This window comes from Stenotrophomonas sp. BR163 (assembly GCF_047520985.2).
GTDB lineage: Bacteria > Pseudomonadota > Gammaproteobacteria > Xanthomonadales > Xanthomonadaceae > Stenotrophomonas > Stenotrophomonas sepilia.
Map to the genome: position 1 here is coordinate 1 of NZ_JAXBRE020000043.1, position 21,444 is coordinate 21,444.

A 21,444-nucleotide genomic window follows, 5' to 3' on the forward strand; every position below is an offset into this window, starting at 1 on the left:
GCCGACGCGCTGAATCTACTTTGCAAGCTCGAAGGCTTAAGAGCCGAGGCAGCGTCATCGGAGCCTCCCGGGTCACCGGGGAATTGTGCCTGATCAGGGCACCATCCAAGACACAAGAGCCGAGCCCATGCTCGGCTGGTCATGAACCCCGACAAGTCGCAGGCAAGAAAAAAGCCGAGCAGGGGCTCGGCTCTACAGGAGGGCCTGGCCTGCGCGTCAGTCTTCGACGCGCAGCACCGCACCCGGCTTCAGCACGCTGCTGCCGCTCAGGCCGTTCAGCGAAAGAAGCGCCTTGACCGGCATGCCATAGCGGCGGGCGATGGTCCAGGCCGATTCACCATCACGCACGGTGTGGCGACGGCTGCGCGGACGATCGGCGATCGCGGCCACGGTCTTGGCGACCTGCGGCGCTGGCGAGGCGGCGGCAACAGGTACGCTACTGGCCACCAGCGCGGTGGCGGTGTCCGCCACGGTCGCGTTGGCGGCCGAGACCGGCGCCAGCACGCGGGTGGTGCCGGACGAGACGCGTCCACCGCCCGCCAGGGCGGGGTTGAGACGGACGATCCTGGCCGGGTCCAGGGCGCGCTGTGCGGCCCATTGCTGGACGCTGGTGCCGGCGGGCAGGGTGTGGTCCTTCAGTACAGGCACGGTGCGGTCCAGCGAGGCCATGACCCCTGGCTGGTCTTCCACGTCTTCCAGCACGCAGGCCAGGGCATGCAGCTTCTCGACGTAGGCATGGGTGACCGGCGACAGGCCGGGCAGCGCCGAGGGCTTGGCGTTCTGCGCGTTCATGCCGGCCTTTCGCATCGATTGCAGCACGCGGTACTCGCCGGCGTTGTAGGCCATGGTGGCCAGGCGCCAGTCACCGCCGAACATGCCGTGCAGGGTCTTCAGGTAGCGCACTGCGGCCTGGGTGGAATCGACCGCCGACAGGCGGCCGTCGTAGCCGTTGGCCATGGGCACGCGGTGATTGCGCGCGGTGGTGGCGATGAACTGCCACAGGCCGGTTGGGCCGCTGCCGTTGCGGGCATTGGGCCGGTAGCCGCTTTCCACGAAGGGAATCAGTGCGAACTCGGTGGGCAGGTTGGCCTTGCGCAGCTCTTCGACCACATAGCCGAACAGCACCAGTGCATCGTCATCCTGGTTGGCCAGGCGCGACGGGGCGTGGGCGAACTGCTTCTGCCAGCGCGGGCTGGTGGCCTCGGCATTGCAGGTGGGCTCGGCCAGGCCATCGCGGAAGCTGGAGAAGATCTCCTGGCCGTTGCGGACCGACGCGGCCGGCAACGCGGCCGGATCCAGCGGCAGGGCGGCGGCGGCGGTCAGGTTCTGGCCGATGCCAGCGCCCAGCGACTGGGCGCTGGCGGTTCCGGCCAGCCCCAGGATCAGGCCCAGGGCCAGCGGCAGACTTCGGCGCATCATGCGCGGAAGCCGTCTTTCCAGTGCCGGAGACCGGCCATCACGTCGACGTCGTCAACGACGTCACGGCCCAGGTGTGCCGACACCGACGCGCGGATCGGCGCAGTGTGCACACGCAGGAACGGATTGCAGTCGAATTCGCTGGCCAGGGTTACCGGCAGGGTGGAACGGTCATCGCGGCGCATGGCCAAAGCCTCCTCTTGGCGCTGCCTCAAGGCAGCGTTGGCGGGGTCGACATGCCGCGCGAAGACGGCATTTGACACGGTGTACTCATGAGCGCAACAAAGCAGCAGTTGCGCGGGCAAGGTACCCAGCTTGCGCATCGATGCCAGCAGCTGGGACGGCGTACCTTCGAACAGGCGTCCACAGCCCAGGCTGAACAACGAATCTCCGCTGAAAAGATGTTCAGCAGTGTGAAACGCGATGTGGCTGCGGGTATGCCCGGGCACGGATAGTACGTGGAACGCCCGGCCCAGTGCCTGAACGCGTTCACCTTCGCCGACCCGTTCGGTTGCCGTAGGGATGCGCTCCTCGACGGGCGCGATCACCCGGACTCCGGGAAAACGTGCCTGCAGCACGGGCACGCCACCGATGTGGTCATCGTGATGATGGGTGAGCAGGATCGTGTCCACGCGCAGGCCCTGATCGGCGAGCGCAAGCACCGGCGCGGCATCGCCAGGATCGACGACCACGGCGGCGCCGTCGTCGTCGATCAACGTCCAGATGTAGTTGTCCGCAAATGCGGGAAGGGCAGTCAGTCGCATAGAATTGGACCATGCCCGCGCTGCAGAGCACCCGTCAAGCGAGCCAGACCCCGTGGTTCGACAGCGAACCGGCGGAAGCCCTGCGCGTTCTGGAGCGGCAACTGCTGCTGCCGCAGCTGTCGTTGCTGCCGGTGCAGCCCTGGCTGTGGATCGCGCCGAGTGCGGCATGGCTGGACGATGCGCAGCTTGGCGGGCGCGGCCTGCGCCTGTACCGGCAGGGGCACGGCTATGCCGGCGACACCCGCTGTGCGTTGCCGCTGCCGCTGGCCAATGAAAGCGTCAATGCGGTCGTGCTGCAGCATGTCACCGCAGCCGACGCTGATCGGTTGCTCGATGAGTGCGAGCGCGTGCTGATGCCGGGCGGCCACCTGTGGCTGAGCAGCCTCAACCCGTTCAGCCCTTACCGCACGCACTGGCGCCAGCACGGGCTGGTGGTGCGCACGCCGCAGCGGATCCGCCTGCTGCTCGGCCGCCACGGGCTGGAGTGCGACGATATGCGTTTCCTCGGCCCGCTCTGGCGCGGCGCCGGCAGCCGTCGCGCGGGCGGTTGGTCGCCACTGCGCGCAGCCTGCCTGTTCCATGCTGAAAAACGAACGCTGGCCCTGCCCGGGCCGAAACCGTTGCCGGTGCGTTGGCACGGCACCGTTGCTACCTGATCTGGAGTTGTATTGAAAACCATTGAAATTCACACCGACGGTTCCTGCCTTGGCAATCCCGGCCCCGGCGGCTGGGCTGCACTGCTGCGCTACAAGGGCCACGAGCGTGAACTGAGCGGCGGCGAAGCGCACACCACCAACAACCGGATGGAGCTGATGGCGGCCATTTCCGGCCTGGAAACGCTGACCGAGCCGTGCAACATCGTGCTCTACACCGATTCGCAGTATGTGCGGCAGGGGCTGACCCAATGGATGCCCGGCTGGATCCGCAAGAACTGGAAGACCGCCGGCGGTGACCCGGTGAAGAACCGCGAGCTGTGGGAGCGCCTGCATGCGGCCACGCTGCGGCACCAGATCGACTGGCGCTGGGTGAAGGGCCACTCCGGCGATCCGGACAATGAGCGGGTGGATACCCTGGCCCGCAACGCGGCCATCCGGATCCGCGACGCCAGCCCGGTAAACTGAGCCCATGCGTCAGATCATCCTCGATACCGAAACCACCGGCCTGGAGTGGAAGAAGGGCAATCGCATCGTCGAAATCGGCTGCGTGGAGCTGTTCAAGCGCCGCCCGACCGGCAACAACTACCACCAGTACATCAAGCCGGACTGCGAGTTCGAACAGGGCGCGCAGGAAGTCACCGGCCTGACCTTGGAGTTCCTGGCTGACAAGCCGGATTTCGCGCAGATCGCCGATGAATTCCTGGCCTTCATCGATGGCGCCGAGCTGATCATCCACAACGCGGCGTTCGACCTGGGCTTCCTCGACAACGAGCTGTCGTTGCTGGGCCCGCAGTATGGAAAGATCACCGATCGCTGCACGGTGATCGATACCCTGGTTATGGCGCGCGAGCGCTTCCCGGGCCAGCGCAATTCGCTGGATGCGCTGTGCAAGCGCCTGGGCGTGGACAATTCGCACCGTGCGCTGCATGGCGGCCTGCTCGACGCGCAGATCCTGGGTGACGTCTATATCGCGCTGACCTCGGGCCAGGAAGAGATCGGCTTCGGCCTGGGCGACGATGACGGCGGTGGCGCCGGTGCCGCGCTGCAGGCCTTCGATACCAGCAAACTGCTGCCGCGCCCACGCGTGGTGGCCACCCCGTCTGAGCTGGAAGCGCACAGCGCGCGTCTGGAACGACTGCGCAAGAAGGCCGGCTACGCCTTGTGGGATGGCCCGAAGGTGGAAGAGCCCGCCAGCGCGTAATGCCTGGCATGGGGTACTGCCGGCCGCTGGCCGGCAGTACCGTATCCACGCATGGCGTGGATCTGCCGCTTAATGGCAGCGCACCAGAATCACGCTGATGTTGTCGCGGCCACCGCCGTCGAGCGCGGCGGCGACCAGCGTGTCCACGCATTCCTGCGCGCTGGCATCGTCGAAGGCGAGGGTGCGGGCGATGCTGCGGTCGTCCACTTCCTCGGTCAGGCCGTCACTGCACAGCAGCAGTTGCATGCCTGGGCGCAGCTCACCGCTGGTGGTGGCCACGTTCAGATGTGCAGGATCGGTCACGCCCAGCGCCTGGGTGACCACGTTGCGATGCGGATGCGCGCGTGCCTGCTCGGCCGTCAGGTTGCCCTGCGCGACCAGCTCCTGCACCACGCTGTGGTCCTGGCTGAGCTGCGCCAGCTGACCATCGCGCCACAGATACGCACGGCTGTCGCCGACCCATGCCACTTCGTAGCGATTGCCCTGCACGCGTGCTGCGACCACGGTGGTGCCCATCGGCAGGGTGTCGTTGCGCCTGCGCGAGGCGCGGATGATCTCTTCGTCGGCGGTGCGGATGGCGTGGACCAGCGGCGCACCACGGCGGATCTCGCGCACGATGGTTTCGCGGGCCAGCGCGCTGGCCACTTCGCCGCAGGCGTGGCCGCCCATGCCATCGGCCACCAGCCACAGGGCCAGCTCGCTGTCACCGTAGTAGGTGTCTTCGTTGAGCTCGCGGCGCAGGCCGGGGTGGGTGAGGTGTCCGAATTCGATCATGGTGTGCGGGGGCAGGGTATTGCTGGGGAGACAGGCATCATCGGGGGGCTGCAGGCATCCGGCAAGGCATGCACTCAGGAAATTTTCACTTGGTTGACCGGAATGACTTGTCGCCGGCCTCGCTTCCTCGTATGATGCGCGTCCCCGGTCCGCCGGGGACCACCCGGAGAGGTGGCAGAGTGGTTGAATGTACCTGACTCGAAATCAGGCAGGCGTTTATAGCGCCTCGGGGGTTCGAATCCCCCCCTCTCCGCCAGATAATTGAACTAAGCCCTTGAATTTCAAGGGCTTTTTTCATTTTCGGCTTGGCTGGTATGCCATCTGGTATGCCACGGAAGATTGGCTGCTGCTGGACCATTCTGGACATCGTGGCGCCTGCAAGTGGCGCGCATCGGCTTTGCTGGTCGGGCTGCAGGCAGGGGCTGCTATGTGTTCCCGTCGATACGGAGTGGCCGTGATCCGATGAGCGAGAACACGGTGAACGCCGCGCTTCGGCGCCTTGGCTATGGCACGGACGATATGACCGGTCATGGCTTCCGAAGTATGGCTTCCACCCTGCTGCATGAGATGGGCTGGACCTCTGATGCCATCGAGCGGCAGTTGGCACACTCCGAGAGGAATCCCATCAAAGCGGCATACAACCGTGCAGAGCACTTGCCAGAGCGTCGGAAGATGATGCAGGCATGGGCTGATTACCTGGACCGCTTGCGTGAAAAACAGCCCAGAGCTACCCAGCTCTGCGCTAAGCGCGCCTGACCCCCTCCTGCCGCTACTCACTTGAGTAGCGGCAGGAGGGGGTGGGGGTGATCGCATCAATCGAGTTGATGCAAAAAAGCTTGCATTGGCGTTGATGTCGTGCGAGAGTTTGCATCATGAACATTGATGCAGAAAATTTCATGGTTGGAGAGTTGGTCTCCATTCAAGCGGGCTACCCCTTTCGCGGCTCCATTGAGGAGTCGGCCGATGGTGAAGTTCTGGCGGTGCAGATGAGGGATGTTGACCTTGACCATGGGGTCAAATGGTCTGACGTCACGCGCACCACGCTTGCAGGCCGCAAACCACCTGACTGGCTCAAGGCTGGGGACATACTGTTCGTCGCTAAAGGTGCTCGGTTCTATGCCGTATGCATTGATGAGCCGCCGAGCCCTGCTGTGTGCAGCCCTCACTTCTTTCTGCTCCGAGTGGCCTCCCAAGGTCTATTGCTGCCTGCTTTCCTGGCGTGGCAAATAAACCAACCGCCATTTCAGCGTCAGCTTCAGCAAGCCGCTGAAGGCAGCAGCCAGTTGAGTATCCGCCGCCCCGTACTGGAATCGCTCACGCTGTGCGTGCCCTCGCTGGCGGACCAGCAACGCATCGTTGCCCTGGCTGACCTTGCCCGTCAGGAGCGCCACACGCTCAATCAACTCATTCAAAACCGCGAGCAGCAACTTCAAGCGCTCGCAGAGAGTCTTGCGCATGCTGCGCAGGCCGGTCACTGAACAACGCAGGAGCTCAAACATCATGAACAGTACAAACACCAAAATCGTCTCTGTAAGCCAGGACGAGATCAACGCCGCCGTCTGGGCCGCCTGCGACACCTTCCGCGGCACCGTGGACCCGAGCATCTACAAGGACTTCGTCCTGACCATGCTGTTCCTCAAGTACGTGTCGGATGTCTGGCAGGACCACTACGACGCCTACAAGAAGCAGTACGGTGATCATCCTGAGCTGATTAAGGAAATGCTCAAAAACGAGCGTTTCGTGCTGCCCGCCAGTGCCAGCTTCTATGCCTTGCACGCCCTACGGCACAGCCCCGGCAACGGCGAGCGCATCGACAAGGCGCTGCACGCCATCGAAGAGGCCAACATCACCAAGCTGCGCGATGTGTTCCAGGACATCAGCTTCAACTCAAACAAGCTGGGCGACGAGCAGCAGAAGAACGACATCCTGCGCCACCTGCTGGAAGACTTCGCCAAGCCCGAGCTGGACTTGCGCCCCAGCCGTGTCGGCCAGCTCGATGTGATCGGCAATGCCTACGAATTCCTCATCAAGAACTTTGCCTCCACCAGCGGCAAAAAGGCGGGCGAGTTCTACACCCCGCCCGAAGTCTCCGCTCTCATGGCTCGCCTGATGGCGCCGCAAGAGGGAGACGAAATCTGTGACCCCACCTGCGGTTCCGGGTCGCTGTTGATGAAGTGCGGCCGCCTGATTCGTGAGAACACCGGCTCTCGCAAGTACGCGCTCTATGGGCAGGAAGCCATCGGCAGCACCTGGGCGCTGGCCAAGATGAACATGTTCCTGCATGGCGAGGACAACCACCGCATCGAATGGGGTGACACCATCCGCAACCCCAAGCTGCTGGATGGAGACGCTGCCCTCAAACACTTCGACATCGTGGTGGCCAACCCGCCGTTCAGCCTTGAAAAGTGGGGGCATGAGGGTGCCGATGCCGACAAGTTCAGCCGCTTCCGGCGGGGCGTGCCGCCACGTACCAAGGGTGATTACGCCTTCATCCTGCACATGATCGAGACCATGAAGCCAGGCACCGGCCGGATGGCGGTGGTTGTTCCGCATGGCGTGCTGTTCCGTGGCGCTGCCGAGGGGCGCATTCGCCAGAAGTTGATCGAAGAGAACCTGCTCGACGTGGTGATTGGCCTGCCCGAAAAACTGTTCTACGGCACCGGCATCCCCGCCGCGGTGCTGGTGTTCCGCAAGAACAAGGCCGACGACAAGGTGTTGTTCATCGACGCTAGCCGTGACTTCGAGGCCGGCAAGAACCAGAACCTGCTGCGCGAAGCTGACCTGCAGCGCATCCTGGATACCGTCGCCACACGGCAAAGCGTGGACAAGTACGCCTACCTCGCCACGCCTGCCGAGATTGCCGAGAACGACTTCAACCTCAACATCCCGCGCTATGTGGACACCTTTGAGGAAGAAGCCGAAATCGACCTGGTGGCCGTGCGCAAGGAGCGCGAGCAGCTCAAGGCCGAGCTGGCCAGCCTGGAAGCTCAGATGGCCGTCTACCTGAAGGAGCTGGGCTATGAGTAAAGCGTCAAAATCCAGCAAGCCGACCAAGGCGATGGCTGCATCGGTGGAGTTGCAGGCATCAGCCAGCGCCGAAAGCCAGGGCGAATTCGTTCTCTACACCACTGACGACGGCCTCACCCGTGTTGAAATGCGGGCCGATGGCGGCTCGCTTTGGCTCAGCCAGGCAGAAATTGCCACGCTGTTCCAGACCACGCCACAGAACGTCACCCAGCATGTGAAAGCCATTTACGCCGAGGGGGAGGCAGACCCCGAGGCAACTTGTAAGTCCAGCTTACAAGTTCGCCAGGAGGGTGGCCGGCTCGTCCGCCGCAATGTGCGCTTCTATAGCCTGGAGGTCATCTTGGCCGTGGGCTACCGGGCGCGCTCGGCACGCGGCACTCAGTTCCGCCAATGGGCCACGGCCAACTTGAGCGAATACCTCCTCAAGGGCTTCGTGCTCGACGACGTGCGCCTGAAGAACCCGCCTGTGGGTGAGTCGGTGCTGCCCGACCGCTTCGGCGAGTTGCTGGAGCGCATCCGTGACATCCGCGCCAGCGAGCGCCGCATGTACCTGAGGGTGCGCGAAATCTTTGCCCTGGCGGCTGATTACGCACCCACGCTGCCCGAGACCACCGCCTTTTTCCGCGTTATCCAGAACAAGCTGCACTACGCCGTATCGGGCCAGACCGCCGCCGAGATCATCCGCACCCGCGCCGATCACACCCAGCCCAACATGGGCCTGACCACCACCCGCAAGGGCCAGGTGCAGAAAGCTGACGTGGGCGTGGCCAAGAACTACCTGACCGAGCAGGAGATCACCGAGCTGAACCGCATCGTCACCATGTGGCTGGACTTTGCCGAAGACCAGGCCACACGCCGCAAGGAAGTCTTCCTGAAGGACTGGACCGAGAAGCTCGACGCCTTCCTCAGCTTCAACGACCGCCAGGTGCTGGTGGGTGCGGGCAAGGCGTCGCATAAGCAGGCCGTGGCGCACGCGCAGAGCGAGTATGAGCAGTTCGCGGCGCAGCGGAGGGCTGCGTTGGAGGCAGCAGGCGAGGGCTATGCGGCGCGCATGCTGGCCTCGGTCTCGAAGGACGACAGCGCCATGGAAGCATTGGATCAAGTGGCAAAGCGACTGACCAAGAAGAAAGGAGGGGGAGATGCTGCCTAAGGGATGGAAGTCGGTCTTGATTGACCAGGTGGCAAAGCGAGGCAGTGGTCACACCCCGAACAAAAATCATCCTGATTACTGGAATGGCGGAATCAAGTGGATTTCGTTGGCTGATTCTGGTCGCCTAGATAAAGGGGTGGTCACTGAAACAGATAAAGAGATTTCTCTTGCAGGAGTGAAAAACTCATCCGCGGTTGTTCATCCGTCGGGGACGGTAGTTTTGTCGCGTGATGCGGGTGTTGGGAAGAGTGGCGTGACTGCGGAAGACATGGCCGTCAGTCAGCACTTCATCGCTTGGGATTGCTCAAAATCTACCGCATTACACAACTGGTATCTCTATTATTGGCTGCAGCTACAGAAGCCGCAGTTCGAGCGTGTCGCTGTGGGATCGACCATCAAGACGATTGGCCTTCCTTACTTTAAGAAGTTGAAAATCACGTTGCCCCCGTGCCGTGAGCAGCGTCGAATCGCCCAAGTCCTCATCACCTGGGATCAAGCCATTTCCACTGCGGAGCGGCTGCTGGCGAACAGCCAGCGGTGCACCCGTGACCTGATGGTGTCGATGTTGTCAGGCCGCCGCCGTTTTCCTGGGTTCACGGGTAAGTGGCGTTACGTAGATTTCGATGCCGTCTTTGAAAGGGTTACGCGCAAAAACTGCACGCAGAACACCAATGTGTTGACGATCTCGGCGGAGCATGGGCTCATCAGTCAACGCGACTACTTCAACAAGTCCGTCGCCAGTGCCAACCTCAGTGGCTACACGCTGCTGTATCGGTATGACTTCGCTTACAACAAGAGCTATTCGACAGGCTACCCGATGGGGGCCATCAAGCCACTTCTGGACTATGACGCGGGTGTTGTGTCGAGCCTGTACCTCTGCTTCAAATTGCGCGACGACGTGGACGCCGACTTCGACTTCTTCCGTCATTACTTTGAAGCGGGCCTGCTGAATCAGGAGATTGAAGGCGTCGCACAAGAAGGTGCGCGAAACCACGGCCTGCTGAACGTGAGCGTGACAGACTTCTTCAAACTGCAGCTCCACATTCCCACCGCGCCAGAGCAGCGGCGCATTGCCGAGGTCATCAATGTCGCCAGGGCTGAGGAGGCGCGGCTGCAGGCTCAAGTGCAGGCCTTGCGACAAGAAAAATCCGCCCTGATGTCCCAGCTCCTGACTGGCAAACGCCGCGTCAAGCTGCCCGAAGCCGAAACCGAGGCGCAGGCATGAACACCACGCCCAACTCCCGAGAGCAGTACAGCGCCCACCTGCCCGCGCTGCACCTGCTGTGCAACCTGGGCTGGAACTTTCTGACCACGGCGCAGGCGCTGACTCTGCGCGGCAGCACGCGCGAGGTGCTGTTCAAGCCCCGGCTGATCGAGGTGCTGCAAACCCGGCGCTACGAATACAAGGGCCAGTGGTATCCGCTGTCACCCAGCGGCATCGACCAGATCGTGCGGGAGTTGTCGGCACTCAGCCTGGCCGAAGGGCTGATGCCCGCCAACGAGCGGCTGTACGGCAAGCTGGCGTTGGGCATCACGGTGACGGAGTTCATGCCCGATGGCAAAAAGCACCAGCCGACCATAGCGGTCATCGATTGGACTGACGCCACGGCCAACCTTTGGGATGTGACCGAAGAGCTGGAGGTGCTGGCCGCGCAGGGCACGCACCACCGAACGCCCGATGTGGTGGCGTATGTGAACGGCATCCCGCTGGTGGTGATCGAGGCCAAGCGGCCGGAGTCGGGCGGCGGCAGCCACCCCGCCAAGGCGATGGTGACGGAGGGCATCAGCCAACACCTGCGCAACCAGCGGCCTGATGAGATTCCCAACCTGTTTGCCTATGCACAGCTGCTGCTGTCCATCAGCCAGACCGAGGGGCGCTACGGCACCACCCACACGGCGGCAAAATTCTGGGCCAAGTGGCGGGAAGAGGAGTTTGACGAGGCCCACATGCAGGCGCTCAAGAACAAGGCCCTCAAGCCGGATGTGCGTGCGGAGCTGTTCGACGGCAAACCTGCCGCGCTGGCGGCGTACTTCGACACGCTGTGGAGCGCCGCCATGCAGGCTACCGAGCAGGACCGCTTGCTGGTGAGCTTGTTGACCCCGGCACGGCTGCTCGAATTCCTGCGCGGTTATGTGCTGTTCGACCGCAAGGTGGGCAAGATCGTGGCTCGCTACCAGCAGTTCTTCGGCATCCGTGCGCTGCTGGCGCGCATCAGCCAGATAAAGCCCGAATCACAAGGTGGTGGCCGTGAGGGCGGCGTGGTGTGGCACACCACAGGCTCGGGCAAGAGCTTCACCATGGTGTTCCTGACCAAGGCGCTGCTGTTGGTGGATGCCTTGAAGGAATGCCGTGTGGTGGTGGTGACCGACCGCATTGACCTGGAAACGCAGCTCGCCCGCAACTTCATGACCGGTGGCGCCTTTGGCTCCAGCATCGCCACGCAGAAGGAGGGCGAAAGGAGCCGTACTCTGTCTGGTCGTGACCTGGCCCAGCGCATCGGCAAAGGCACCGAGCGCATCACCTTCACGCTGGTGCACAAGTTCAACATGGCATCCAAGCTGCCGGAGTGCCGCAACGACTCGGCCGACATGATTGTGCTGGTGGACGAAGGCCACCGCAGCCACGGCGGCGAAACGCATGAGCGCATGAAGAAGGCACTGCCCAAGGCCGCCTACATCGCCTTCACCGGCACCCCGTTGCTCAAGGACGAGAAGACGGCCAACAAATTCGGCCCCATCGTGCATGCCTACACCATGCAGCGCGCGGTGGAAGACGAAACCGTGGCCCCGCTGCTATATGAAGAGCGTGTGCCCGAGTTGGACATCAACGAAGAGGCGGTGAACCGTTGGTTCGAGAAGATCACCAGCAACCTCAGCGATGCCCAGCGCACCGACCTGAAAAAGAAGTTCGCCAAGAAGGGGGCCATCTACGGTGCAGCCAACCGCATTGAGTTGATTGCCTGGGACATCGCCACCCACTTCAACGAGAACATCAAAAAGCTGGGTCTTGGCCTGAAGGGACAGGTTGCCACCGACAGCAAGCTCGACGCCATTCGTTACAAGAAGGCGCTGGACGACACCGGCTTGGTGACCAGTGCGGTGGTTATCTCCGCCCCGGACACGCGTGAAGGCAATTCCGATGTGGACGAGGACACGCTGCCCGAGGTGCAAAAGTGGTGGAAGCAAGCCATGGCCACCTGCGGCAACGATGCCGAGACCTATGAGAAGCAGGTGGTCAGTGACTTTGGTGCGGACGGTGCTCCTGACTTGCTGATCGTTGTAGACAAGCTGCTGACGGGCTTTGATGAGCCCCGCAACACGGTGCTGTACATCGACAAGCCCCTGAAAGGACACAACCTGATTCAGGCCGTGGCCCGCGTCAACCGCCTGCATGACGCCAAGCGTTACGGCGTATTGGTGGACTATCGAGGGATCTTGAAGGAACTCGACACTGCCATCCGCTCCTACCAGGACTTGGAAGCTCGCACCCAAGGCGGCTTTGACATCAGCGACCTGGAGGGCCTGTACCGACAGTTCAACACGGAGTACAAGCGCCTGCCTGCTTTGCACGATGCGCTGTGGTCGTTCTTCAAGTCGGTAACCAACAAGCTCGACAGCGAGCAGTACCGGCAGGTACTGGCACCGAAATTTGTGAAGGGTAGCGATGGCGAGGAGTATGACGAGCGGCAGAAGCTGCGAGACGACTTCTATGTGGCACTGACAGCATTTGGCCTGTGCTTGCAGACAGCGCTTTCATCCCGCAGCTTCTTCGAGGACAAGAGCTTTTCTGAAGCGCAGATCGCCCGGTACAAGGCTGATCTCCGCTTCTTCACCGAGCTACGCCAGACCGCTCGTCGTGATGCGATGGAGACGGTGGATTACAGCGTCTTTGAAGAGCAAATCCGAAAGCTGGTGGACAAACAGGTCATCGGAACGGAAGTGCGAGACCCTGATGGCGTCTATCTGGTGCACCAATTGGGGCAGGCGGAAGACCCGAAGGACTGGTCGGAAGAGAAAACGCGCAACGAGACGGACATGATCCGTACCCGGCTGCGTAAAACCATCGAGCAGGAGCTGGCGGCCGACCCCTATGCACAGAAAGTGTTTGGCGAGCTGCTGCGTCAGGCCATCGCTGAAGCGGAGGCCATGTTCGACCATCCTTTGAAGCAGTACGCCCTGTTCAAGTCCTTTGAAGAAAAGCTGGACGCCCGTTCCGCCCCGGATCTGCCGGATGCTTTGGCAGACAAGCCAAATGCCAAGGCCTACTTTGGCGCAATGCGTCTCGTGCTGGGGGACGAGACCTTTGCAGGGTTGAATGGGGATTTGAAGGACAAGCTGGTGCAAAAAGCGATTGCCATGGACACCGTGGTGCGCGACGCAGTGGCAGAGAACTCACTCAACCCGCAGAACATTGAGGCTGCCATTCGCAAGGGTCTGTTGCCCCTGTTGTTTGGCCCGCTGGGCTTGGACAACGCCAAGTTGGTGGTCGAGCAAGTGATCCAGATCACGCGTATCGGTTTGATGAGGTCTTGAGCATGCCGATGTGTGAACAACTATCCCAGCACCGCATCGCTTATGGCGATGAAGTCATTGCGTTTCATCTGCGCCGTCAGCCATCACGGTCAGTGACGCGTGTCGCCATTCATGTGGAGCCGGACGCACGCGTGCTGGTGGATGCCTCCGATACGGCACCATTGGCAGAGGTTTTGGCTGCGGTGAAAAAACGTGCGCGTTGGATCAGTCAGCATGTCAGTGCTGCCAAGGTGCGAATGGCCCATGTGCTGCCTAGAGAGTACGTGAGTGGTGAATCATTGCACTACCTGGGCCGGCGTTATCGCCTGAAGGTTGTTATCGACGCAGGCTCAAAGGCCCAAGCTAGGATGCGGGGTGCTTTCATCGTCGTGACGACACCAGAGCAAGCACCAGCCACGATCAAAAAAGCATTGGATGTCTGGTATCGCCAGCGAGCGCGGGAGGTGTTTGCTGACCGGCTTGCGGTAGTTTCAGCTCCCCTCCGGTGGATCAAGCAGCTTCCATCAACACGTCTGCAGTTCATGACTGTGCAATGGGGAAGTTGCTCACCCTTGGGCCGCATCACACTGAACCCGTTGCTGGTGAAGGCCCCACGTGAGTGCATCGACTACGTGCTGCTTCACGAGTTGTGTCACCTTCTTCACCACAATCACAGTCCAAAGTTCTATCGGACACTTGATCGACACATGCCTAACTGGAGAGCTGTCAAGGAGAAGCTCGACAATATGGCTGAGGAAGTATTTCGAATCTAGTGTGATGGTAGCTGGGGTTTCAGTTATTCAAAATAATTTCAAACACATATTACCCAGTTGATGCCGGTGGTTACTGGCTTCGCGTGTCGATGCTCCGCAATGAAGCATCTTCCTTGGGTATGGCTGTATGAAAGAAAGATCCGATTGTCTGTACTGTGTTTTGGTTGTCGCAGCCTCCATCATCGCTGCGGTTGCTCGGTGTGCGCTGTCTTCGGGCAGTGAAGACATCGAACCCTTTAATTGATACTGCATTGGCATACGCACAAGGCCCGGCATCGTCCGGGCCTTGTGCGTTTGTGCCATAAGAAGCGAGGAAAATACGATGCATCTGGTTGAAGCGATGGCTTATGCGGGTGCTAAGCCGTGGCATGGTCTGGGCAATAAGCTTGAACAGCACCAGCCCATTGAGGTCTGGAAGCGTCAGGCAGGCATGGATTGGCAGATCGAGGACTCCGAGGTCCGCTTCATTACGGGTAGCAATGCCATCGGTGCCATCCATTCCTTCCCGGAGCAGAAGGTGCTCTATCGCTCCGATACCAGGGAGCCGCTGGCAGTTGTGTCCAAGCGGTTCAAGGTGGTCCAACCGGGCGAGATCCTGGAGTTCTACCGTGATCTGACGCAGCACAGTGGCTTTGAGCTGGAGACGGCGGGTGTGCTCAAGGGCGGCAAGAAGTTCTGGGCCATGGCACGGACAGGCCAGAGCACGTCGCTCAAGGGGCGTGACAGGGTGGACGGCTATCTTTTGTTGGCCACCGCCTGTGACGGTACGTTGGCCACGACGGCGCAGTTCACCTCGGTGCGCGTGGTGTGCAACAACACCCTGCAGATCGCTCTGGGAGACAGCAGCGGAGCCATCAAGGTCCCGCATCGTAGTCAGTTCGATCCGGATGCTGTGAAGCGCCAGTTGGGGATCACCGTCTCGACCTGGGACAACTTCGTGTCTCGCATGAAAGCCCTCTGTGACCGTCCAGTTGACCCCGATACGGTCGATGGTCTGTTGCGACGGGTGCTTACCTACCAAGGCCAGGGCACCACCGCTGAAGTCGTCAACGAACAGGCGCTGGCCAGTGTCCGTGCCCTGTTTGAGGGCGGCGGTCGTGGCGCGTTGTTGCCTTCCAGCCGTGCAACGGCCTGGGGCGTACTCAACAGCGTCACGGAGTACGTTGACCACCACCGACGAGCTCGTAGCGATGATCACCGCCGTGATGCGGCGTGGTTCGGTGCTGGAGCTCAGCTCAAGCAGCGCGCGTGGGATGAAGTGATGAAGTTGGTGGCCTGATGGAAGCGCAGGCCTATCACATGACCACATTAGGGGCCGGATCCAATGAGGAGGAGAGCAGGATCCGGGTACGTGAGGACAGGACGATTGCGAGGGCGCTGCAGATCCTGCAGAAACGGGCATCGTTGCCAGGGGAGGTGCTGGGAGGAGCAACCCAGGGTGCATTGTTCTTCCGGCTACGTCTGGGAGGCGAAGACCGCGAGCATTTCGAGGTTGCCTTTCTCAACACGCAGTTCCAGCTCATCGCAGTTGAGCGGCTTTTCTCAGGGACGATTGATGCAGCCGAGGTCCATCCTCGGATCGTGGTTCAGAGGGCACTTGCCCACAATGCATCGGCGGTACTCATGGCTCACAACCATCCAAGCGGTAGCCTGCAGCCCTCTGCGTCAGATCGGGCAGTCACGGCGCGGCTGAAGGCTGCCTTGGACACCGTGGACGTGAGGTTGTTGGACCATTTCGTTGTCACCAGCCATGAGGTGGTTTCGATGGCCTCTCAAGGCATGGTCTGACAGACCTGCAGCGAGCAGTGCTGTCGGTTTGCCCATCCATCTTGCCCACATCGATAGCTTGAAATGAAAGACCTGACCAAGGCCGCCCATCAAGGCGGCCTTTTCTATTCCGGAGATTGCCAATGAGCAAGCACACCGCGTTGCGTTTGGTTGATACGCGTTCACTGGATCGCCAGCAGTGGCTGGAGGTCCGCAATGGCGGCATCGGTAGTTCGGATGCCGCCACCGCCGTCGGGTTGAACCCCTACAAGAGCCAGCTGGAGCTGTGGCAGGAGAAGACGGGGCGCAAGCCGATGGAAGAGATCCCCCCTGGACAAGACGATCCCCGCTACTGGGGAACCCTGCTCGAACCCATGGTGGCCACGGCTTACCAGGAGCGCACGGGCAACCGGGTACGCCGGGTCAATGCCGTTCTGCAGCACCCGACCTTCCCGCACATGCTGGCCAATCTCGATCGTGAGGTGGTCGGTTCGCCAGAGGTCCAGATTCTCGAGTGTAAGACGGCAGGGGAATTCGGCTCCCGGCTCTGGAAGGACGGGGTGCCTGAGTACGTACAACTGCAGGTACAGCACCAGTTGGCAGTGACGGGGAAGCAGGCAGCAGATGTGGCGGTGCTGTTGTGCGGTCAGGCTCTGCAGATCCACCGCATTGAACGAGACGAAGAGGTCATCAGTCGCTTGGTGGTACTGGAAGCCCGGTTCTGGGATCACGTTATCAACGACATCGAGCCACCAGCTGATGGTTCGGAGTCGGCGGCCAGAGCGCTTCGGAGCCTGTATCCGGGCAAAGACACGGTTGTCGACTTCAGCCAGGACGAGGTGCTGGTCGAGACGTTCTCTAACCTGGTGTCTCTCAACGAGGCAGTAGCAGAGCAAGAACAGCAGGCAGAGCTGCTGAAACAAACGCTGCAGCAAGCCATGGGCGATGCATCCGTTGCCAGGTTTGGCTCGTTGGGAGAGGTGATCTACCGCCGTAGCAAGGATGGCACGTCACTGGATACCAAGCGGCTCGCAGCCGAGCACCCGGAGATCGCCGCGGCCTACACGGTAGTCCGTCCGGGGTCGCGGCGATTCCGAATCAACACCACGATCAAAGAGGTCACATCATGCTGAAGGGACTGGCCATAACGCCGCCCGTGATTGGGCGTATTTCAATCGGCCGGGTAGTAGAGCGCAATGGCAAGCGGCTGCCAGAAAAGGACGATCAGTTCACCCTCACTAGCCAGGTACAGAACCGTGAGGGCTGGGTGCTGCACCCGCTGGATGAAGAGCTGCGTAAGGCATCGGAGGGTAACAAGCTGCGATCCATCCCGGTGCGCCTGCTCTTCGACGATCCAACCCTGAACCTCCGGGCTGACTACTCGCTGTTCAATCGCGAGAACGGAAGACCGCTGTGTGTAGGCAATGGAGACACCTGCCGGCGAGCTGGCCCTGAAGGCATGGAGACGTTGCCTTGTCCTGGTCCGGATGCGTGCCAGTTTGCCAGTGGGGGCTGCAAAGCCTATGCCCGCTTGAATGTGGTCATTGGGGACGGGGAAGGTGATGCGATGGGCAGCTTTGTCCTGCGTACCACCTCCTACAACACCATCCGGACACTCGCAGCGCGACTGCACTACCTCAGTGCGGTGTCAGGTGGTCGGCTGTCCTGCCTGCCCTTGGAGCTGAAGCTACGAGGTAAGTCCACCACGATGAGTTACCGATCAGCGATCTACTACGTCGATCTGGTGGTTCGGAGTGGTCTGACACTGGAGCAGGCTGTCGCAGAGGCGGTGGACCGACACGCCGCAAGAGCTGCGGCGGAGATCGACCAAGCTGCACTGGATGAGGCAGCGAGACAGGGCTTCGCTAACGGGGCCTTCGAGGACCTGGACGAAGACGTGCCAGCTGTGGTCGAGGAGTTCTATCCGACAGGGCATGGCGAGGTTGCACAGGCTCCAGCGAAGGGAAGTCTCAAGGACAGACTGGAAGCGCAAGCGTCACGGTTAGCGTCGTAGGTGAGCAGTACCTGTTCGGACTTGTATCAGGTACGGGCAAGAGGCAGTTCAGGTCCTGCGCGGACAGATGATGGAACGGACCAATTTGTGTGCGCAGATGACGAGATATGCCAGGGAGCGAAAGCTCCCTGGCATGTAAGCGATTGATTTTTATTTGAATTTCTCGGTTGTGAGCGTGCATGGAAAAAACCTGGATTTTTTTTCCCTGTACCCGCAACAGCAGCATATCGACACTGATCACGTCGGAGGCCAATCCCCTTCGATAGGAAACCGGCCGGATTCCTTCCTGAAACGTCCAACACAACGAAGGAATCAACAAATGAAGCACATGACGTCCAGTCTGCGCCAGGGCGTAGACAAAAGCATGCCTTTGGCTGAGGAGAACAACACTGGCTGGAAAGCAGGGTGGCCGGATAGCCCGACGCTCCGCTTGAAGGAGCTGATCACGCTGCTCCGCGTCAGCAGGAGCAAGGCATACGAGCTGATGAAGTCTGATCCGGACTTCCCGAAGGGCATTCCGCTCTATGACAGTGAACTGTCTCCGAAGTTCTACTGGACGCATGAAGCCATGGCATGGGCTGAAGGCCGTGCAGTGAAGTTCCGTCGTGCGAAGGAGGAGAAGTGATGATGGCTAATTTTGCAATCCACTCTTCGCCGCTTGACGCGCTCACGCACGCTTTGAGTGAACAGTCGACCAAGGGGAAGGGCAGGCTGGAGCAGGACTTCAGGCAGGCCTATCCGATCCTGGAACAGCACATCGCAAAGAAGATGCGCAAGAAGATCCTGGTAGATCAGTTCAATGCTGCGTACAAGCATGAGCTGAACCTGATTCAGTTCCGAAAGCTGCTCAATGAGGAGCGTGCTCGTCGCCATGCGGAGGGCGATGCTGCTCGGTGCCAGAGCTGTGGCCATCTGTTGGTCGAGGCTGAAGAGCAGACCGCGTTTGGCGCGGCAGAGGAGGATGCATGATGACTACCCATTGGCAGCGTTATGCCCCCAAATATCCCCTGGAAAGCTTCCATCACATTGCGCGTGAGGCTGGTCTTGAGCTCTTCCGCAACGTGCAGGTTCCTGATGCCATGGTTGGCATGGGTCTCATCAATGCCATCTCGATGGCTTGCCAGGGGCTGATTGATGTCAAGTTGCCAACCGGGCAGACCCGGCCTGTAACACAGAATTTGATGCTTGTTGCTGAGTCTGGTGAGCGCAAGTCGACGGTGTTCGAGCTGCTGCAGGCGCCTTTCCGCAATGCAGATACGAAGGCGATGACTGCGTTCAAGCAGCAGACTGAGGCTTATGAGATCGAGTACGGACTCTGGACGGCCAAGATGAAGGGGTTGAGGAGCGCGATCAGTAAAGCAGTTGCAGCAGGTAAGTCTGCGGAAGCACTCGAGTCACAGCTGAAGGAGTACGCAGAAAAGAAACCTCTGCAGCCTCGCTTGCGCTGCTTCCTGCGGCAGGACATCACGGCCAAGGCCATTATGGAGGCCGTTCAGGGTGATGGTGAGTCCATCGCCATCACGACTGATGAAGGTCACATGCTGTTCAAGAGCGAGGCAATGGCGAATGTGGGCTTGCTCAATCGTCTCTGGGATTCACCAGGAATGATGCCGTTGGATCGAGCGGAGAACGAGCATCTGATTGCGATGAATCCGCGCGTGTCTGTGAGCATCATGACCCAGTACGAACCGCTCAAGCAGTTCCTCAATAGGCGAGGCTCTGTCGCAAAGGGGAGTGGGCACTGGGCACGCTATTTGGTCGCGTGGCCTCGCTCCATGATGGGCTATCGGCGAATCGAGGACGTGGAACCGGTGTGGGAGCATTTGCCGGCATTCCATGAGCGGGTCGCGGAGCTGTTGTTGAAGTACAAGGAGCTTTCAGCCTCGGGCGCCGTTGTTCGTGAAGTGGTGTCCTTCTCCATCGATGCCAGGGCACGCTGGGTAGAGTTGGCATCAGAAACTGAGTCTTTGCTGCGCGACGGGGAGTACTTGAGCGATATCAATGACTTCGCGGCAAAGATCATGGAGATCGTGGCACGACTCGCTGCATCGATGCAGTACTTCAGTGGAGAGGGAGGTGACATCACCCTCGATACGATCAATCGTGCCTTCGAGATCGTTCGGTGGCATGTTGATGAGTACAAGCATCTGTTCTCACCTGCGTTCGTGGTATCGCAGGATCAGGCCGATGCTCAAGCTCTGGATCGGTATATGCATGCAAAGTGGTGGAGAGGGATTTATTCGGATACGTGCGTTCCCAAGAACCAGGTTTTGCGCTGTGGACCTGTACGTAACCGAGCAAGGCTGAATGCAGCCATCTCGGTTCTTGAAGGCCAGGGAGCAATTCAGATCTGCAGTGGGTACCGGGACAAGAGGACGTATCTGCGCTTGATGAATCACTACTTTGACCGGAGGGCGCTGTAAGCGGTCTTTATACCAAGTGAGCCCCGGCGATAGGCCGGGGCTTTTCTAACGTGGTCAGCAGGTGTCATTGCGATTCTGCGACTTTGTCGCAGAATCGCTGGGTGAGGTACTGGCCTCTGTCCGATTTTAAGTGACTGAAGCTACCTGCGCTTCTTTACGGCATTGAGCATACTGTGACTTCTCTGCATCTGCCATCTCCTTGACGAAACGTTGGCCGAGGTGGCGCTCCGGTGACCTGGCAATGCCCTGGTCGCGCAAGCTGCGGTGGTCTACACGGGCGGAGTATCCGTTCTCAGCAAGGAACTGATTCTGGGTGTCCGCTACAAGCTTTCGCTGTGCCGTCACCTGCTGCTTCAACTCCATTGGGCTCTTTCCGCCACTATCCTTGCGGCAACCGCCTGCGGAAGGACTCTTGGCGTTGTAGCGGGCGAAGGTCTGTTCAGGTGTACGTGGGATGCCATCAGGCAGTCTGTCCGAGCACATCAGATGGATGTGCGGGTTCGGATCGCCACCGAGTTTTCCTTCAGGAGCATGAAGCGCGTATTGGTAGGGTTTGATCCCTGCGAGATTCTTTGCAAGCCGGTCGGCAAGTTCGACCTGCTGTTCAGTACTGAGCTCACTCGGAAGAGTGATTTCATGTTCTCGGTACACTGCTCCGTTGGCACGCTCATGCTTGTCAGCAACGCTCCAGAACCGTTTCGGATCATCTCCTGCCCATTCGGGCATGTTCCCATGTCCTGTTTGGATAAGGTCCTCCTTGTCACTATGAGATCCTTTACGATCGATATAGTTGGCGTGCCTGCGTGCACTACCTTTCTTGCCGCTTTTGATGCTGTAATGGAAGCTTGCCATTGCTGTATCACCCTTTCTCTAAGGAGAATAAAAAGCCGACAAGAGTGGTTCTTGTCGGCCACAGGTAGATACTCATGATCGAAGAGTGTTTTGATTAGATAGAAAGGGTAAGTGC

The 21,444-nt window shown here is 60.4% G+C and carries 20 protein-coding genes, 1 tRNA gene and 1 pseudogene; 18 read left to right on the forward strand and 4 right to left on the reverse strand.

The window, feature by feature from the left end; genetic code table 11:
- Window positions 1-216: 216 nt before the first annotated feature.
- Both ACM0PY_RS20115 and gloB read right to left on the reverse strand, forming a co-directional pair.
- Window positions 217-1,419, reverse strand: coding sequence for a lytic transglycosylase domain-containing protein (locus ACM0PY_RS20115; protein ID WP_180869544.1), 1,203 nt, complete (start codon window positions 1,417-1,419; stop codon window positions 217-219).
- Complete coding sequence (gene gloB / locus ACM0PY_RS20120; RefSeq protein ID WP_134969285.1) at window positions 1,416-2,180, reverse strand: hydroxyacylglutathione hydrolase; 765 nt, start codon at window positions 2,178-2,180, stop codon at window positions 1,416-1,418. Before gloB ends, ACM0PY_RS20115 begins: the two co-directional genes overlap by 4 nt.
- A gap of 11 nt (window positions 2,181-2,191) precedes the next feature.
- Between gloB and ACM0PY_RS20125 the strand changes: the two genes are divergently transcribed.
- The 3 genes from ACM0PY_RS20125 to dnaQ are packed head-to-tail and all read left to right on the forward strand — an operon-like array spanning window position 2,192 to window position 4,037.
- A complete protein-coding gene (locus ACM0PY_RS20125) occupies window positions 2,192-2,836 on the forward strand; it encodes a methyltransferase domain-containing protein (protein ID WP_061479955.1) in 645 nt (214 codons plus the stop codon).
- Between the two features lie 12 nt (window positions 2,837-2,848).
- Window positions 2,849-3,301, forward strand: a complete 453-nt coding sequence (gene rnhA / locus ACM0PY_RS20130) for a ribonuclease HI (protein WP_088496270.1) — start codon at window positions 2,849-2,851, stop codon at window positions 3,299-3,301.
- A 4-nt stretch (window positions 3,302-3,305) separates the two neighbouring features.
- Window positions 3,306-4,037, forward strand: coding sequence for a DNA polymerase III subunit epsilon (gene dnaQ / locus ACM0PY_RS20135; RefSeq protein WP_049415209.1), 732 nt, complete (start codon window positions 3,306-3,308; stop codon window positions 4,035-4,037).
- A 69-nt stretch (window positions 4,038-4,106) separates the two neighbouring features.
- Here dnaQ and ACM0PY_RS20140 read toward each other — a convergent pair whose 3' ends face one another.
- Window positions 4,107-4,811 (reverse strand): PP2C family protein-serine/threonine phosphatase, encoded by a 705-nt coding sequence (locus ACM0PY_RS20140; protein WP_061479956.1) that lies wholly within the window; start codon window positions 4,809-4,811, stop codon window positions 4,107-4,109.
- 165 nt (window positions 4,812-4,976) lie between these two features.
- Between ACM0PY_RS20140 and ACM0PY_RS20145 the strand changes: the two genes are divergently transcribed.
- The 15 genes and pseudogenes from ACM0PY_RS20145 (at window position 4,977) to ACM0PY_RS20215 (ending at window position 20,477) form a co-directional block, all read left to right on the forward strand.
- Window positions 4,977-5,067 (forward strand) — tRNA-Ser (locus ACM0PY_RS20145).
- A 161-nt stretch (window positions 5,068-5,228) separates the two neighbouring features.
- Window positions 5,229-5,567: pseudogene (locus tag ACM0PY_RS20150) on the forward strand (tyrosine-type recombinase/integrase); the annotation flags it as partial.
- 116 nt (window positions 5,568-5,683) lie between these two features.
- Complete coding sequence (locus tag ACM0PY_RS20155) at window positions 5,684-6,289, forward strand: restriction endonuclease subunit S (protein WP_065868136.1); 606 nt, start codon at window positions 5,684-5,686, stop codon at window positions 6,287-6,289.
- Window positions 6,290-6,311: 22 nt separating this feature from the next.
- A complete protein-coding gene (locus ACM0PY_RS20160) occupies window positions 6,312-7,838 on the forward strand; it encodes a type I restriction-modification system subunit M (protein ID WP_049440247.1) in 1,527 nt (508 codons plus the stop codon).
- Entirely contained in the window at window positions 7,831-8,988 is a 1,158-nt protein-coding gene (locus ACM0PY_RS20165) for a virulence RhuM family protein (RefSeq protein WP_065428098.1), read from the forward strand. The genes ACM0PY_RS20160 and ACM0PY_RS20165 overlap by 8 nt, the downstream gene beginning before the upstream one ends.
- Window positions 8,978-10,213: a restriction endonuclease subunit S gene (locus ACM0PY_RS20170; RefSeq protein WP_049440243.1), complete on the forward strand. Its 1,236-nt coding sequence runs from the start codon at window positions 8,978-8,980 to the stop codon at window positions 10,211-10,213. The genes ACM0PY_RS20165 and ACM0PY_RS20170 overlap by 11 nt, the downstream gene beginning before the upstream one ends.
- Window positions 10,210-13,521, forward strand: coding sequence for a type I restriction endonuclease subunit R (locus ACM0PY_RS20175; protein WP_049440241.1), 3,312 nt, complete (start codon window positions 10,210-10,212; stop codon window positions 13,519-13,521). Before ACM0PY_RS20170 ends, ACM0PY_RS20175 begins: the two co-directional genes overlap by 4 nt.
- 2 nt (window positions 13,522-13,523) lie before the next feature.
- Window positions 13,524-14,273 carry a M48 family metallopeptidase gene (locus tag ACM0PY_RS20180; RefSeq protein ID WP_080355750.1) on the forward strand — a complete coding sequence of 250 codons (750 nt, stop codon included), beginning with the start codon at window positions 13,524-13,526 and terminating at the stop codon, window positions 14,271-14,273.
- A 322-nt stretch (window positions 14,274-14,595) separates the two neighbouring features.
- Window positions 14,596-15,552: a DUF932 domain-containing protein gene (locus ACM0PY_RS20185; RefSeq protein ID WP_049440239.1), complete on the forward strand. Its 957-nt coding sequence runs from the start codon at window positions 14,596-14,598 to the stop codon at window positions 15,550-15,552.
- Window positions 15,552-16,061, forward strand: coding sequence for a JAB domain-containing protein (locus tag ACM0PY_RS20190; protein ID WP_053092053.1), 510 nt, complete (start codon window positions 15,552-15,554; stop codon window positions 16,059-16,061). Before ACM0PY_RS20185 ends, ACM0PY_RS20190 begins: the two co-directional genes overlap by 1 nt.
- Before the next feature lie 122 nt (window positions 16,062-16,183).
- Window positions 16,184-17,173: a YqaJ viral recombinase family nuclease gene (locus ACM0PY_RS20195; RefSeq protein ID WP_049440237.1), complete on the forward strand. Its 990-nt coding sequence runs from the start codon at window positions 16,184-16,186 to the stop codon at window positions 17,171-17,173.
- Window positions 17,167-18,054, forward strand: a complete 888-nt coding sequence (locus ACM0PY_RS20200) for a recombination directionality factor (RefSeq protein WP_049440235.1) — start codon at window positions 17,167-17,169, stop codon at window positions 18,052-18,054. Before ACM0PY_RS20195 ends, ACM0PY_RS20200 begins: the two co-directional genes overlap by 7 nt.
- Before the next feature lie 319 nt (window positions 18,055-18,373).
- On the forward strand, window positions 18,374-18,679 hold the full coding sequence (locus ACM0PY_RS20205; RefSeq protein ID WP_049440233.1) for a helix-turn-helix transcriptional regulator: 306 nt from the start codon (window positions 18,374-18,376) through the stop codon (window positions 18,677-18,679).
- Between the two features lie 2 nt (window positions 18,680-18,681).
- A complete protein-coding gene (locus tag ACM0PY_RS20210) occupies window positions 18,682-19,023 on the forward strand; it encodes a hypothetical protein (protein WP_158229712.1) in 342 nt (113 codons plus the stop codon).
- Window positions 19,023-20,477 carry a YfjI family protein gene (locus ACM0PY_RS20215; protein ID WP_308304172.1) on the forward strand — a complete coding sequence of 485 codons (1,455 nt, stop codon included), beginning with the start codon at window positions 19,023-19,025 and terminating at the stop codon, window positions 20,475-20,477. The genes ACM0PY_RS20210 and ACM0PY_RS20215 overlap by 1 nt, the downstream gene beginning before the upstream one ends.
- Before the next feature lie 126 nt (window positions 20,478-20,603).
- Here ACM0PY_RS20215 and ACM0PY_RS20220 read toward each other — a convergent pair whose 3' ends face one another.
- A complete protein-coding gene (locus ACM0PY_RS20220) occupies window positions 20,604-21,329 on the reverse strand; it encodes a MobA/MobL family protein (protein WP_049440227.1) in 726 nt (241 codons plus the stop codon).
- Window positions 21,330-21,444 lie beyond the last annotated feature (115 nt).